Genomic DNA, 14,096 nt, shown 5'->3' on the forward strand with positions numbered 1-14,096 from the left:
ACAACCTCGATCAGGCGGGGAGCAATGCCCCGATTTCCTCGCCCGCTTCTTCACCATAGGCAGAGGTCAGACGCTTGATCGCGTCGTCGCGGTTGAGATCCCACTCCTGAGTGCCGGTGGTCTCGAGCACCAGCACGGCCACGAGCGAACCCAGTTGCGCTGCACGTTCGATGCTGGCTCCGGCCATGTGGGCGGTGAGGAAACCTGCTCGGAAGCCGTCGCCGACACCGGTCGGATCCACCTTGCTCGTCTCTGGCACGACACCGACATGGGTGTGCACACCACCCTTTTCGACGATGTCCACGCCACGCTTGCCCAGGGTGGTGACGCGCAGATCCACCTTGTCGGCGATGTCAGCGTCGGACATGCCGGTCTTCTGCTTGAGGAGCGCCCATTCGTACTCGTTGGTGAACAGGTACGCGGCACCGTCGATCAAGTCGGTTGCCTGCGCGGCGTCGAGCCGAGCGAGCTGCTGCGACGGGTCGGCCGCGAACGGGATGCCTGCAGCGCGGCACTGCGCCGTGTGCGCCGTCATCGCGTCGGGGTCGTTGGCACCGATCAGAACCAGGTCCATCGCGTGCTGCGCTGCGAGTGCCTCGATGGAGATGTCCCGGGCCTCGCTCATCGCTCCGGGGTAGAACGACGCGATCTGCGCCATGTCCTCGTCCGTGGTGCAGACGAAGCGAGCAGTGTGTGCGGTAGCGGACACGCTCACACCACTGCAGTCGACACCGTGCTCTTCGAGCCAGGTCCGGTACTCGGCGAAGTCCGGTCCCACGGCCCCGACGAGCAGCGGCGCGCCGCCGAGAACTCCGAGTGCGTACGCGATGTTTCCGCCGACGCCTCCCTTGCGAATGACCAGATCGTCCACCAGAAAGCTCAACGAGATGTTCGAGAGCTGATCGGCGACGATCTGCTCGGCGAACCGTCCGGAGAATCGCATCAGATGGTCGGTCGCTATCGAGCCGGATACCGCGAGTGTCACGAAGGAAGGCCTTTCGGTTCGTAGATGCTGTGGAGTCGACGGGCAGACACGACTGTGACCGGTACACGCATGCGTGTACCGGTCACAGTCGAGTACGAGTCAGCTCAGTTGAACGAGTCGCCGCACGCGCACGATCCCGTGGCGTTCGGGTTGTCGATCGTGAAACCCTGCTTCTCGATCGTGTCCACGAAGTCGATGGATGCACCCTCCACGTAGGGAGCGCTCATCCGGTCCACTGCGAGGGTGACGCCGTTGAAGTCGACCGCGAGGTCGCCGTCGAGGCTTCGGTCGTCGAAGAAGAGCTGGTAGCGCAGTCCTGCGCAACCACCCGGCTGCACGGCGATGCGCAGCGCGAGGTCGTCACGGCCTTCTTGATCCAGCAGCGCCTTGGCCTTGGTCGACGCGGTCTCCGTCATGGTGACCTTGTGTGCCGTGGTTTCGGTCGTTGCGGTCTCATTCGAAACGGTCATGGGTTCTCCCTATCAGTCGTACAACCCGTGAATGACTCAACCGTACTCCCGGTAGCTCTATTCCTCACGCTCGCCGCCTCCCTTGCACACCGGTGTCGACCACGTCGGCCGCGACGCGCGCGGCCAACTGTTCGAGCTGATTCGCCGCATCCGACATCGCCAGCTCGACCGAACCCGCGAACTCACTGATCGAGTGCGCAGCCGAGATGCCCGCCGACTCCAGTTCGTCCTTCGACAACGTGACCTGCCCCGCGAGCACGATCGTGTCGATGCCCGTCGCGCCGCCCGCGGCAGCGATTCTGGTCACCAGCTTGCCGCGCAGCGATTGCGAGTCGAATTTGCCCTCACCGGTCAGCACCAGGTCGACGGAGTCGAGCAGTTCCTGCTGGCCGGTTCGTTCGGCCACCACGACGGCACCGGGTAGCTGCCTGCCGCCGAGTGCGAACAGTGCCGCCCCCAGACCTCCTGCGGCTCCGGCTCCCGGTCGGTCTGCCACGTCGTAGCCGGCGGCAGAGAGCACTGCAGCCCAATCGGTGTTCGACTCCTCCAGCCGAGCGACGGTGTCTGCGTCGGCACCTTTCTGTGGACCGAACACGCGGGCCGCACCGGCGTCGCCCAGCAGCGGGTTCTCCACGTCCGACGCGGCGACGAGGTCGATGCCCGACAATCGCGCGACCGCCGATCCGAGTCCGCCCAGCGCACGAATCATCGCGCGCCCGCCGTCGCTGCAGCTGCTTCCGCCGAGCCCGACGAACACCGTTCGCGCCCCGGCGTCGAGAGCGGCGTCGAGCAGCTGACCGACGCCGTAGCTGCTCGCCTTCAGTGCTGACAGTGGAGTGGGCGGGCCGTCGAGAAGATGCAGTCCGCAGGCCTGAGCCGATTCGATGTACGCCGCCGTACCGTCGAGCAGCCAGTGGGCTCGGACCGGGTTGCCGAGGGGCCCGTCCACGTCTGCGGTCTGCACGGTGCCGATGCGCGAGGCCAGGACCTCGACGAACCCTGGGCCGCCGTCGGATTGGGGCGCGAGTTCGAGTTCGTCGGTCTCACGAACCGAGGCCCATCCCCTGGCGATGGCGTCGGCCGCGGCCGCGGCAGTCAAGGTGTCTCCGAACGAATCCGGCGCAATCATCACTCGCATCGTCGGAAGTCTAGGGCTGCAGCGCCGGAACGGCATCCGCTGTTTCGCCGCTGACCTGGCCGGTGTTCGTCGGCAACGGGCCATCCCATACTCTGAGTGCGTGAAGCTGCTACGCCGTGGAAACTCTGACAATTCGGACGGAAACGACTCGAACGAATCCGAGTCGACGACGGCCGGGAGCGACGCAACCCCTTCGGTGTCTCTCGGCAAGGGCCGACCGACCCCCAAGCGCCGTGATGCCGAAGCTCGGCGTCGCGGACCGGTTGCTCCTGCTCCTCTGACGAGCAAAGAGGCACGCGAGCGCCGCAAGGCGAACAAGGGCAGCAAGGAAGACCGCAAGGCCGCCTCCAACGAGCGACGCGCCGCCGCAGCCGAACGACGCGCACGGATGCTGGCGGGCGAAGACAAGTATCTGCTCCCCCGCGACAAGGGTCCGGTGCGTGCATACGTACGCGACATCGTCGATGCACGACGCAACCTCGTCGGCCTGTTCATGCCGCTGGCGTTGATCCTGATCTTTGCGCTGTTCCTGCAGCCTCAGGTACAGCAGTACGTCACCCTCGGCATGTTCGTGATGATGCTCTTCATGGTCGGCGAGGGCATCTACCTCGGCAAGATGATCAACAACAAGATCCGGGTGCGGTTCCCCGAGACCACCGACGGCGGTTTCAGGATCGGGTGGTACGCCTTCGTCCGTGCGTCCCAGATCCGCAAGATGCGCGCACCCAAGCCGCGAGTCAGCGCCGGCGAGGCCGTCTGACGTCGGTGGGCGAACCGAGACGAACCCTCGTGCTCGGTGGAGCCAGATCCGGCAAGTCCGGGCACGCGGAATCGCTTGCCGTTCTCGAGCCGGTTCGCTACCTCGCGACCGGTCGGCGGGACGCCACCGACGAGGACTGGCAGCTTCGTATCGAGCGTCACCGTGCGTCGAGACCGAGACACTGGTCCACCGTCGAAACCGTCACGTCACTGTCCGGTGTCGTCTCGCAGCCCTGGGACGGCACCACCGTCGTCGACGATCTGGGAACGTGGCTGACGGGAATGCTCGACGATGCACAGGCCTGGGAGCTCCCCCGCGGCACGATCGCACCGGCTGTCGACGATCTGGTTCGGGCAGTCGCGGACTGCCCGTCCCGCCTTCTGCTCGTCAGCCCCGAAGTCGGCTTGTCCGTGGTGCCCGAATCCCGTTCCGGTCGCCTCTTCCGAGACGAGCTGGGATTGCTCAATTCTCGGCTCGCGGCAGTATGTGACAGGGTTCTGCTGGTCGTCGCAGGACTCGCGCTGACCCTCAAGGACCCTCCGGCGGACTTCATCACCGCGAAAGGCACAGTGTGACAATTCTTTCGGAAGAGGCTTCGGCGTCGTCGCCGTTTCGTCCGGTGACAGCTCCGTCGGACTCGGCTCGATCGGCCGCCGCCGACCGGCAACAGGAATTGACCAAGCCTGCCGGAAGCCTCGGTCGCCTCGAGGCGCTCGGTGAGTGGATCGCCGCCTGCCAGGACGCCTGCCCGCCGCGGTCTCTCGAACGAGTGCGTGTCGTCGTCTTCGCCGGCGATCACGGCGTGGCCGCACACGGGGTCTCTGCCTACCCTCCCGAGGTGACGGCTCAGATGGTCGCGAACATCCGCGCCGGCGGCGCAGCGGTCAACGTACTCGCGGCCATAGCCGGTGCCGCGGTTCGGGTTGTCGACATCGCGGTCGACGCCGATACGGATTCTTCGGTGTCCGCGTTCAAGATTCGACGGTCCAGTGGATCGATCGACCGCGAGGATGCACTCACCGAGGACGAGGTTCAGGCCGCGATCGCTGCCGGAGCCGCCATCGCCGACGAAGAGGTCGACGGCGGCGCGGATCTTCTCATCGCAGGCGATATGGGTATCGGAAACACCACTCCGGCAACGGTATTGATCGCCACCCTGACCGACACCGAGCCGGTTGCCGCCGTCGGCCGCGGCACCGGAATCGACGACGCGGGGTGGATCAGAAAGACTGCAGCGATCCGGGACGCGATGCGTCGAGCCCGGCCGGTCGCGAAGAACCCCACCGATCTGCTGCGAGTCGCGGGCGGTGCCGACATCGCGGCCCTCGCCGGCTTTCTGGCACAGGCAGCGCATCGGCGAACCCCGGTGATTCTGGACGGCCTGGTGGTGACCGCGGCCGCATTGGTGGCCGAGGACGCGGCGGCCGGAGCACGCAACTGGTGGGTTGCCGGGCATCGCTCGGCCGAGCCTGCCCATTCACTTGCGTTGCGGCACTTGCGTCTCGAACCGATCGTGGAGCTCGGGATGCGACTGGGCGAAGGTTCGGGAGCGCTGGCGGCGTTGCCTCTGGTTCGTGCGGGTGTCGGCACCCTCAATTCGATGGCAACCTTCGCCGACTCCGGTGTCAGTACCGGCGACAGCGAAGCCCGCAGCACTGCCGAAGACCACAGCACCGCCGAAGACCACTGACTGTGCGCAGCCCAGCCGATTCACTGGTGCTCGCGTTCTCCTGGCTGACGGTGCTTCCCGTGCGCGGCCCCGACGAGGTCGACAGGGACTCCGCCGGGCGCGCGATAGCGCTCGCTCCAGTCGTCGGTATCGCCCTCGGCAGCATCAGCGCGATCGTTCTGTGGGTGTCGATCACTGCGGGCTTGACGCCTCTCCTCGGCGGACTGCTCGCCGTCGCGGCCTCGGCATTGCTCACTCGGGGTATGCATCTGGACGGCTTGGCCGACACCGCGGACGGACTGGGCTGCTACGGACCTCCCGAGCGCGCGCGAGAAGTCATGAAGTCCGGCAGTGCAGGCCCGTTCGGCGTGGCATCACTTGCTCTGGTGCTGGGGATACAGGCCGCAAGCCTGGGCCAGCTCGCGCAGTTGCACATGTGGTGGGCCATCGTGTGTGTCTCGGTGATCGGACGGGTGTCGGTGGTCGTCGCGTGTCGCCGAGGGATCGAGGCGGCGGCACCGAGCGGCTTCGGCGCGCTGGTGGCAGGCACTCAGTCGATCGCAGCCGTGGCGTTGTGGACAGGCGTGGCAACGGCCATGTCCACGTACATCCGTCCCGACCGACCGTGGCAGGGAGCGCTGGTGGTCGTTTTCGTACTCGCCGTCGCGGTAATCCTCACTCGCCACTGCGTCCGACGCTTCGGCGGGCTCTCCGGCGACGTGCTCGGAGCCGGAATCGAGACCACCACCGCGCTGGCCGCGGTCGGCCTGCTTCTGGGAAGCTAGCGGAGCGTGGTCATCCAGCCGTGCGTATCGGCGAACGTTCCGCGCTGAATACCGGTGAGCGTGTCGCGCAGTGCGAGCGTGATCTCGCCGGGCTCGCCGCCTGCGATCTCGAACGCCCCCTCGGTGGACTTGACGCTACCCACCGGTGTGATGACGGCTGCTGTACCGCAAGCGAACACCTCGGTGATCTCGCCGGAGTCGGCCCCCTTGCGCCACTCCTCGGTGGAGATCCGACGCTCTTCGACGGGGATGCCTGCGTCGGTCGCCAGGGCCAGCAGCGAGTCGCGAGTGATGCCGGGGAGCAGTGACCCGGACAGCGACGGCGTCACCAGTCGTGCGTCGGAGCCCGAGCCGAAGACGAAGAACAGGTTCATCCCGCCCATCTCCTCGACGTACCGGCGCTCGATGGCATCGAGCCAGACCACCTGATCGCATCCTTCGTCGCTGGCCTGTGCCTGCGCCAGCAGAGATGCGGCGTAGTTGCCCGCGAACTTCGCGTCTCCGGTGCCGCCCGGTGCCGCCCGGACGTATTCGGTCGACAGCCAGACGCTCACCGGCTTGACGCCTCTGGGGAAGTACGCACCTGCGGGAGAGGCGATCAACATGTAGCGGTACGAATCGGCCGGGCGGACACCGAGTCCGGCTTCGGTGGAGAACATGTACGGCCGGACGTAGAGCGCGTCCTCGCCGCCTGCCGCGGGGACCCAGTCGTGGTCGAGTTCGAGCAGCTTCTCCATCGATCCGATGAACAGCTCGTCGGGCAACTCCGGCATCGCCAGACGGCGAGCCGAGGAGCGGAAGCGCTCGGCGTTGGAGTGCACCCGGAAGGTCGAGAGGTCGCCGTTCGGCTGACGGTAGATCTTGAGTCCCTCGAAGATTGCCTGGCCGTAGTGCAGGACCATCGCGGCGGGGTCGAGCTCGATCGGACCGTACGGCGCGATCGTGGCATCGTGCCATCCGCCGTCACGGGTGTAGTCGATGTACACCATGTGATCGGTGAAATGTTTTCCGAAACCGGGTGCAGCGAGCACCGCGTCGCGCACGGCGGGCGTAGCGGGCGAGGGATGCTGCACGTACGTGAATTCGGAGACACCTGTCATGCCCGAGATCCTATCGTCACGGCCACCGAGCTCTCGCGCGGTCACCTGGTCTTCGCTGCGACGAAGGGCGGCGCGACCACTTCGCAGCGCAACGCTCGCCCACGAACGTCGACCTCGACCTCGGTGCCCACCGCAGGAGCGGCCTCCGCGTCGAGCAGGGCGAGGGCGATTCCGATCTTCAGCGACGGCGAGAACGTGCCGGACGTCGTCGTTCCGATCTGCTGTCCCGATGCTTTGACGGCTAGGCCCGGGCGCAGGACACCGCGATCGAGAGCCCTCAGTCCACGCAGCACACGTGCCGGTCCGCTCTCCTTCTCCGTGGACAAGGCTTCCTTGCCCCAGAATGCGTCCTTCTTCCACCCGATCGCCCAGCCGCAGCGCGCCTCGAGGGGCGAGATGTCCAGTGCCAGTTCGTGTCCGTGCAACGGGTACCCCATCTCGGTGCGCAGTGTGTCGCGTGCTCCGAGCCCGCACACCTGTCCCCCACGAGACCGCACTGCTGCCATCAGCGCCCGGAAGAGGGGTTCGACGTCGCCCGCGGGTGGAACCAGTTCGTAGCCGTGCTCGCCGGTGTATCCGGTTCGGCAGACTCGCACCGCAACCGAATTCCAGGTGGCGTCCTCGAACGCCATGTAGTCCATGTCGGTCGGCAGGCCCAGTTCCTGAAGAACCTCGGTCGATTTCGGCCCCTGCACGGCCAGGACTCCGAACTCACGGTGCTGGTTCACCACCGAAATCCCGTCGGGTGCCTGCTCGGCCATCGCCGCGACGACGGCCGCCGTGTTCGCCGCGTTCGGCACCAGGAAGACATCCTCGTCCGAGACGTAGTACGCGATCAGGTCGTCGACGACGCCGCCGGATTCGGTGCAGCACAGCGTGTACTGCGCCTTGCCCGGTTCTATTCGGTTCAGATCGTTGGTGAGAACGGAGTTCACGAACGCAGCGGCTCCGGGTCCGGTCACCGATGCCTTGCCGAGATGGCCCACATCGAACAGACCCACGGCCTCTCGCACTGCCGTGTGTTCGACGACGACCCCGGCGTACGACACCGGCATGGTCCAGCCGCCGAAAGGTGCGAATGTCGCACCCAATTCGGTGTGCACGGCGTGAAGTGGTCCCTCGATCAGCTCGGTGTCGGTCATGGCGGTCACGCTAGCTCACATCGCGGCCGTCGCGGGCCCGGCAGACCGACTGCGTCCCTCGACGAGTCGTCATTAGGATCGAGGTACGTACACGTCAACCCCTACAGGAGCAGCCACGTGCCTTCACCCTCGACGCCTTCCCGCACTCTCGGACCCGACCTGGTCCTCGCGGGCAAGCTCGGTAAGAAAGTCGACGTTCTCGTCGTCGCGCTGAGTACCAGCGACGACGGCCTCGAGCTCGCCATCACCGACGACATCTCCGACGACGCCGTCGCTGCTGCGCTGCTCGATTCCTTCGAGTCCGTCGGTGCCACCGGCAAGGCCGATGAACTGGTGCGCATTCCGGCACCGGCCGGCCTGTCCGTGGACAGCGTCCTGGCGGTCGGCCTCGGTAGCGCGGCCGACATCGACAGCGAGCGCATCCGGCAGTCCGCCGGAACCGCGGCCCGTGCACTGAAAGGCGTCGATACGGTGGCGACCACGTTGTCGGCACTCGATCTCGGTGCGGCCGCGGAAGGTTTCTTTCTCGGCGCGTATCAGTTCACCGAGTTCAAGTCCTCGCTCTCGGCACCGAAGGCGGACGGTCTTCCCCTCGCCCGCGTCGAGTTGCTCGTGCCCGACACGCGCTCGAAGGAAGCGAAGAACGAGCTGGCACGCTCGATCGCCATTGCCGAATCCGTCGCTGTAGCACGTGATTTCGTCAACACCCCGCCGAGTCACCTCTACCCGGAGGAGTTCGCGGCGCAGGCGAAGGCGCTGGGTACGGCTGCAGGTCTGAAGGTCGAGATCCTCGACGACAAGACACTGGAGAAGGACGGCTACGGCGGCATTCACGGCGTCGGCAAGGGTTCTTCACGCCTGCCGCGACTGGTTCGCCTGACGCACTCGGGCGGCAAGCGGGGCGCGAAGAAGGTCGCCCTGGTGGGCAAGGGCATCACGTTCGACACCGGCGGCATCTCCATCAAACCCGCTGCGGGCATGGAGAACATGACCTCGGACATGGGCGGTGCGGCTGCGGTCATCGCGACGGTGATCCTGGCCGCGAAGGTCGATCTACCGCTCGACGTCGTCGCGACGGTGCCGATGGCCGAAAACATGCCGTCGGGCACAGCGCAGCGTCCGGGCGATGTCCTGACCCAGTACGGCGGCATCACCGTGGAGGTCATCAACACCGACGCCGAAGGCCGCTTGGTGTTGGCCGACGCGATCGTGCGTGCCTGCGAGGACGATCCGGATTACCTCATCGACACCGCGACACTGACCGGGGCCCAGGTGGTCGCGCTCGGCAATCGAACGCCAGGGGTCATGGGCACCGACGACTTCCGCGACCGCGTCGCCGAGATCTCTCAGGCCATCGGCGAGAACGCGTGGCCGATGCCGTTGCCGAAGGAGATCCGACGTGAACTCGATTCCAAGGTGGCCGATCTGGCGAACGTCACCAACGGCCGGGCCGGTGGAATGCTGGCCGCTGCGCTGTTCTTGAAGGAATTCGTCCCCGAGGGCGTCGAATGGGCTCACATCGATGTCGCAGGACCGGCGTACAACACCGGCGGGCCCTTCGGTTACACCGGCAAGGGCGGCACCGGCGTTCCCGTACGGACGATGTTCGCGGTCCTCGAGGACATCGTCGAGAACGGCTGATGGCACAGTCCGTGCGTGCGGATCCGAATCTGCACGCACGGATTTCGGTCAGAGATCGCGCTGCTGCTGTTCGCGCTTCTTGATGATCTTCTGGCGAGCGTCGTGATCGCGCATGCGTTGGGGATAGCCGGTCTTGCGCACGTCGTAGACCGGCATCTTCAGGTCGCGTCCGATCTTTCGTGCATATTTTTCATCCAGCGGCCGACGGGTCCACTCGCCGTCGTTCGCGACGAGCACCACCGTCAGCGGGGTCACCGTCGTCTTCGGCTCGACGTAGGCCTCGACACCGATTCGAGCGGCCGTCCAATCGGCCAGGTACTGGGCAACCGACCCCTCGGGGCCACGTTTCGCGGACCCGCCGCTTCGTTTGAGTCGATCGAACAATCCCACGAGAACATCCTTTTCGTACGGCCGATGGATCACCGGTTCGGGTGCCGGAATGTTGTTACCCGCCAGTTTGCCAGGCGTGTTGAACGCCCTAGGGGAACGGCGAGGCGATAACAATGGAAGGATGACATTAGAGGGTTCAGCTCTCTTGATAGTGAACCAAGGCTCGTGAAGTGAGTAAGTGAATTGCCGAGAGGGAGTGTCTACGTGGGCGCTGTGTCGAGCCGAACACGCTCGATCGGTGTCTTGTGCACCGGTGCCTCCGTCGAACCGAATCACGCAACTCTCGTCCATGAACCCTGTTCCGCCAGCACAATGGTCTGCGACCACGAGTCGTCGAACCACATCACCCGCACACAACTGTCGAGGAGTCAACAGACATGGCCTTCTCCGTCCAGATGCCAGCTCTTGGTGAGAGCGTCACCGAGGGAACTGTCACGAGGTGGCTCAAACAAGAAGGCGACACCGTCGAAGTCGACGAGCCATTGCTCGAAGTCTCCACGGACAAGGTCGATACCGAGATCCCGTCGCCTGCAGCCGGTGTTCTGACCAAGATCGTCGCTCAGGAAGACGACACCGTCGAGATCGGTGGCGAGCTCGCCCAGATCGGTGACGCAGGCGAGGCTCCCTCGTCCGACGCGCCGGCCGAGGAAGCTGCCCCCGCCGAGGAGTCGGCACCCGAGGAAGCTGCCGAGGAGCCCACTCCCGCAGCCGAGCCCGAGCCACAGGCCGAGGAGGAGGCACCCGCAGCGAGTGCATCGTCCGACTCGTCCGGATCAGGCACCCCGGTGACGATGCCCGAGTTGGGCGAGTCCGTCACCGAGGGCACCGTGACCCGTTGGCTCAAGGCCGTCGGCGACGAGGTTGCTGTCGACGAACCATTGCTCGAGGTCTCCACCGACAAGGTCGACACCGAGATCCCGTCTCCGGTCGCCGGAACTCTGCTCGAGATCTCCGCCGAGGAAGACGACACGGTCGCCGTCGGTGGCCAGCTCGCCGTCATCGGATCGGGATCGCCGGCCGAGAAGGCCCCCGAGCCCGAGGCCACCCCGGAGCCCGAGGCCCCCAAGGCCGAAGAGCCGAAGAAGGAAGAGCCCAAGACGGAGGCTCCCAAGAAAGAAGCCCCGAAGGCCGAACCGAAGCCCGAACCCAAGGCCGAGCCCAAGCAGGAGGCCCCCAAGGCTGCTCCCGCCAAGGAGTCGGCACCGTCGGGTGATTCCAGCCCGTACGTCACGCCGTTGGTTCGGAAGCTGGCGTCGGACAACGATGTCGACCTCTCGACGGTCAAGGGCACCGGTGTCGGTGGACGCATCCGCAAGCAGGATGTGCTCGCTGCTGCCGAGGCCAAGAAGGCTCCGGCTGCTCCGGCCGCCGAGGCTGCGCCCGCCGCGGCCGCCAAGCCTGCTGCGCCGGCCACCGCCGGTGTTCGTCCCGAGCTCGCGCATCTTCGTGGCACCACGCAGAAGATCAACCGGATCCGTCAGATCACCGCGAAGAAGACGCGTGAGTCGCTGCAGACCTCTGCGCAGCTCACCCAGACCTTCGAGGTGGATGTCACCAAGATCGCCGGTCTGCGGACGAAGGCGAAGGCGAAGTTCGCCGAGAACGAGGGCGTCAATCTGACGTACCTGCCGTTCTTCGCGAAGGCCGTCGTCGAAGCTCTGAAGGCGCACCCCAACGTCAACGCGAGCATCAACGAGGAAGCCAAGGAGATCACGTACCACGCCGATGTCCACCTCGGTATCGCCGTGGACACCGAGCAGGGTCTGCTCTCCCCCGTCATCCACAATGCGGGCGACCTGTCGCTCGCGGGGCTGGCTCGGGCGATCAACGACATCGCCACCCGTGCACGCTCGGGCGGGCTCAAGCCCGACGAGCTGTCCGGTGGCACGTTCACGATCACCAACATCGGCAGCCAGGGTGCATTGTTCGACACCCCGATCCTGGTTCCGCCGCAGGCCGCCATGCTGGGCACCGGCGCAATCGTCAAGCGTCCGGTCGTCGTCAAGGACGACTCGGGCAACGAGTCGATCGGTGTTCGCTCGATGTGCTACCTGCCGCTCACCTACGACCACCGCCTGGTGGACGGAGCCGATGCGGGACGCTTCCTCACGACGATCAAGCAGCGTCTCGAAGTGGCGTCGTTCGAGGCCGATCTCGGCCTGTAGGCAACCGGCGAATCGCTACTCTCACGTATTCTGGTGAGAGCGCGAAACATTCGCATCGGAGTCTCGAAAAGAGGGGCACGAACCGTGCATCCGGGGCATCATTCGTTCGCGAATGATGCCCCGTTTGCGTCAAGGAGGCTTTCGTTCACATGCGCGTAGTCATTGCAGGTTCATCAGGTTTGATCGGCACGGCCCTGGTCGCAGCGCTGCGGGGCCGTAGCCACGACGTCACCCGCCTGGTTCGGAGATCACCGGCCGGACCCGACGAGTCACAGTGGGATCCATCGCGCGGAAGCGTCGATGAGGCCGCGCTCGCCGGAGCCGACGCGATCGTCAACCTCTGTGGTGTCGGAATCGGTGACAAGAGGTGGTCCGGTGCGTACAAGCAGTTGGTACGGGACAGCCGCATCGCTCCCACCGAAGTACTCGCCGGGGCTGCCGCCGACGCGGGTGTGCCCACTCTGATCAACGCGAGCGGCGTCAACTTCTACGGCGACACGGGCGATCGGGTGGTCGACGAGACGGCTCCCGTCGGTGAGGGGTTCCTGGCCGAGGTCTGTCGTGATTGGGAGAACGCCACGTCTGCGGCGTCGGAAGCGGGTGTTCGCACGATCATGCTGCGCAGCGGTGTCGTGCTGTCGCAGCGCGGCGGCATGTTGGGCAAGCTTCGTCCGCTGTATCTGTTCGCCCTCGGCGGGCGGCTCGGCAGTGGCCGCCAGTACTTCCCGTGGATTTCTCTCGAGGACGAGATCGGCGCCATCGTTCACGGCATCGAGAACGATTCCCTGCGTGGGCCGGTCAACATGGTCGGTCCCACTCCGGTGACCAACGCGCAGTTCAACAGTGCGATGTCGCGCGCGGTGCACCGTCCGGCCCCCTGGGTCGTCCCCGGCTTCGCACTGAAGGCAGTGATCGGAGAATTCGCCGAGGAGGCCATTCTCACCGGTCCACGGGCAATTCCGAAGGCTCTCGAGGACGCGGGCTACACCTTCGAGCACAACACCGTGGGAGAGGCACTGCGGGTGGCCGTCGGCTCGTGACGCGGCGTACCGTTCCGATTCATGAGTGATGCGAACTCTTCGTCGGCCGTAGTGTCGGCGCGCGCGAGCTCCGAACCGATGGTGGTGCGTGAGTTGGGCACCGTCGAGTACACCGAGGCCTGGGCACTGCAGCGCGAGCTGGCCGGTGCCCGGGCGGATGGCGTCGGATCCGATACGCTGCTGCTGCTCGAGCATCCGTCGGTCTACACGGCAGGGCGGCGCACTGCCGAGGAAGACATGCCGCGGGACGGCACTCCCGTCGTCGAGGTCGATCGTGGCGGCAAGATCACCTGGCACGGTCCGGGCCAACTGGTGGGTTACCCCATCGTGAAGCTCGAACAGCCGATCGACGTCGTCAAGTACGTGCGCCGGATCGAAGAAGCTCTGATCTCGGTCGTGTCCGGGTACGGCATCGCCTGCGGACGCGTCGACGGCCGATCGGGAGTGTGGTTGGCAGCCGAGATGCGCGACGGCGCGTGGCTTCCCGAACGCAAGATCGCCGCCATCGGAGTACGCGTTCAGCGTGGGGTGACGCTGCACGGATTCTCACTGAACTGCAACGCCGCCATGACCGGCTTCGATGCGATCGTCCCGTGTGGCATCGCCGATGCGGGTGTGACGTCGCTGTCGCTGGAGCTGGGCCGAGACGTCACCGTCGGCGAGGTAACCGCTGCTGTCACCGAGGCCGTTCTGGCCGCGCTGGACGGGTCGATGCCCGTGCAGGATCACGAGATCGAACATCCGGCCGTCACGAGTGCGTCGATCAACCCGCAGTTCACCACGGTCCGCTTCGGCGCGTAGCATCGACTCT

At 65.9% G+C, this 14,096-nt stretch carries 14 protein-coding genes; 8 read left to right on the plus strand and 6 right to left on the minus strand.

Features of this window, described 5'->3' with window-relative positions; genetic code table 11:
* Nucleotides 1-10: 10 nt before the first annotated feature.
* The 3 genes from R3P95_RS14130 to R3P95_RS14140 all read right to left on the minus strand — a co-directional run bounded on the left by R3P95_RS14130 (nt 11) and on the right by R3P95_RS14140 (nt 2,593).
* Nucleotides 11-985 (minus strand): carbohydrate kinase family protein, encoded by a 975-nt coding sequence (locus tag R3P95_RS14130; protein WP_094688459.1) that lies wholly within the window; start codon nt 983-985, stop codon nt 11-13.
* 104 nt (nt 986-1,089) lie between these two features.
* Nucleotides 1,090-1,455: a HesB/IscA family protein gene (locus R3P95_RS14135; RefSeq protein ID WP_068052114.1), complete on the minus strand. Its 366-nt coding sequence runs from the start codon at nt 1,453-1,455 to the stop codon at nt 1,090-1,092.
* A 64-nt stretch (nt 1,456-1,519) separates the two neighbouring features.
* Nucleotides 1,520-2,593 (minus strand): glycerate kinase family protein, encoded by a 1,074-nt coding sequence (locus R3P95_RS14140; RefSeq protein WP_094640141.1) that lies wholly within the window; start codon nt 2,591-2,593, stop codon nt 1,520-1,522.
* Nucleotides 2,594-2,693: 100 nt separating this feature from the next.
* Between R3P95_RS14140 and R3P95_RS14145 the strand changes: the two genes are divergently transcribed.
* Genes R3P95_RS14145 through R3P95_RS14160 form a run of 4 tightly spaced genes read left to right on the plus strand, consistent with a single transcriptional unit; the run spans nt 2,694 to nt 5,807 of the window.
* Nucleotides 2,694-3,353 (plus strand): DUF3043 domain-containing protein, encoded by a 660-nt coding sequence (locus tag R3P95_RS14145; RefSeq protein ID WP_068052118.1) that lies wholly within the window; start codon nt 2,694-2,696, stop codon nt 3,351-3,353.
* 5 nt (nt 3,354-3,358) lie between these two features.
* Nucleotides 3,359-3,928, plus strand: coding sequence for a bifunctional adenosylcobinamide kinase/adenosylcobinamide-phosphate guanylyltransferase (gene cobU, locus R3P95_RS14150; protein ID WP_094688458.1), 570 nt, complete (start codon nt 3,359-3,361; stop codon nt 3,926-3,928).
* Nucleotides 3,925-5,043 carry a nicotinate-nucleotide--dimethylbenzimidazole phosphoribosyltransferase gene (gene cobT / locus R3P95_RS14155; RefSeq protein ID WP_317548577.1) on the plus strand — a complete coding sequence of 373 codons (1,119 nt, stop codon included), beginning with the start codon at nt 3,925-3,927 and terminating at the stop codon, nt 5,041-5,043. Before cobU ends, cobT begins: the two co-directional genes overlap by 4 nt.
* Nucleotides 5,044-5,045: 2 nt before the next feature.
* On the plus strand, nt 5,046-5,807 hold the full coding sequence (locus tag R3P95_RS14160; protein ID WP_269593879.1) for an adenosylcobinamide-GDP ribazoletransferase: 762 nt from the start codon (nt 5,046-5,048) through the stop codon (nt 5,805-5,807).
* Here R3P95_RS14160 and R3P95_RS14165 read toward each other — a convergent pair.
* Nucleotides 5,804-6,907 (minus strand): branched-chain amino acid aminotransferase, encoded by a 1,104-nt coding sequence (locus R3P95_RS14165; protein WP_269593878.1) that lies wholly within the window; start codon nt 6,905-6,907, stop codon nt 5,804-5,806. The two genes, R3P95_RS14160 and R3P95_RS14165, sit on opposite strands and share 4 nt — an antisense overlap.
* Before the next feature lie 41 nt (nt 6,908-6,948).
* On the minus strand, nt 6,949-8,049 hold the full coding sequence (gene gcvT, locus R3P95_RS14170; protein ID WP_269593877.1) for a glycine cleavage system aminomethyltransferase GcvT: 1,101 nt from the start codon (nt 8,047-8,049) through the stop codon (nt 6,949-6,951).
* A gap of 117 nt (nt 8,050-8,166) precedes the next feature.
* On the opposite strand from gcvT, the gene R3P95_RS14175 reads away from it, so the two are divergent.
* Complete coding sequence (locus R3P95_RS14175; protein WP_269593876.1) at nt 8,167-9,690, plus strand: leucyl aminopeptidase; 1,524 nt, start codon at nt 8,167-8,169, stop codon at nt 9,688-9,690.
* Between the two features lie 48 nt (nt 9,691-9,738).
* Here the strand turns inward: R3P95_RS14175 and R3P95_RS14180 are convergent, their stop codons facing one another.
* Entirely contained in the window at nt 9,739-10,080 is a 342-nt protein-coding gene (locus tag R3P95_RS14180; RefSeq protein WP_094688555.1) for an oxidoreductase, read from the minus strand.
* Between the two features lie 377 nt (nt 10,081-10,457).
* Between R3P95_RS14180 and sucB the strand changes: the two genes are divergently transcribed.
* The 3 genes from sucB to lipB all read left to right on the plus strand — a co-directional run bounded on the left by sucB (nt 10,458) and on the right by lipB (nt 14,086).
* Complete coding sequence (gene sucB, locus R3P95_RS14185; protein WP_269593875.1) at nt 10,458-12,245, plus strand: 2-oxoglutarate dehydrogenase, E2 component, dihydrolipoamide succinyltransferase; 1,788 nt, start codon at nt 10,458-10,460, stop codon at nt 12,243-12,245.
* A 149-nt stretch (nt 12,246-12,394) separates the two neighbouring features.
* Nucleotides 12,395-13,285, plus strand: coding sequence for a TIGR01777 family oxidoreductase (locus R3P95_RS14190; protein WP_269593874.1), 891 nt, complete (start codon nt 12,395-12,397; stop codon nt 13,283-13,285).
* Between the two features lie 21 nt (nt 13,286-13,306).
* Nucleotides 13,307-14,086, plus strand: a complete 780-nt coding sequence (gene lipB / locus R3P95_RS14195; protein WP_317548578.1) for a lipoyl(octanoyl) transferase LipB — start codon at nt 13,307-13,309, stop codon at nt 14,084-14,086.
* Nucleotides 14,087-14,096 lie beyond the last annotated feature (10 nt).

The sequence above is a fragment of the Rhodococcus cercidiphylli genome (assembly GCF_033042225.1).
In the GTDB taxonomy this organism is placed as follows: Bacteria; Actinomycetota; Actinomycetes; order Mycobacteriales; family Mycobacteriaceae; genus Rhodococcoides.

Coding starts and splice junctions, on each gene's coding strand:
- lipB (WP_317548578.1), top strand. CDS start 13,307: ATGAGTGATGCGAACTCTTCGTCGGCCGTAGTGTCGGCGCGCGCGAGC.
- sucB (WP_269593875.1), top strand. CDS start 10,458: ATGGCCTTCTCCGTCCAGATGCCAGCTCTTGGTGAGAGCGTCACCGAG.
- R3P95_RS14165 (WP_269593878.1), bottom strand. CDS start 6,907: ATGACAGGTGTCTCCGAATTCACGTACGTGCAGCATCCCTCGCCCGCT.
- R3P95_RS14140 (WP_094640141.1), bottom strand. CDS start 2,593: ATGCGAGTGATGATTGCGCCGGATTCGTTCGGAGACACCTTGACTGCC.
- R3P95_RS14190 (WP_269593874.1), top strand. CDS start 12,395: ATGCGCGTAGTCATTGCAGGTTCATCAGGTTTGATCGGCACGGCCCTG.
- R3P95_RS14135 (WP_068052114.1), bottom strand. CDS start 1,455: ATGACCGTTTCGAATGAGACCGCAACGACCGAAACCACGGCACACAAG.
- gcvT (WP_269593877.1), bottom strand. CDS start 8,049: ATGACCGACACCGAGCTGATCGAGGGACCACTTCACGCCGTGCACACC.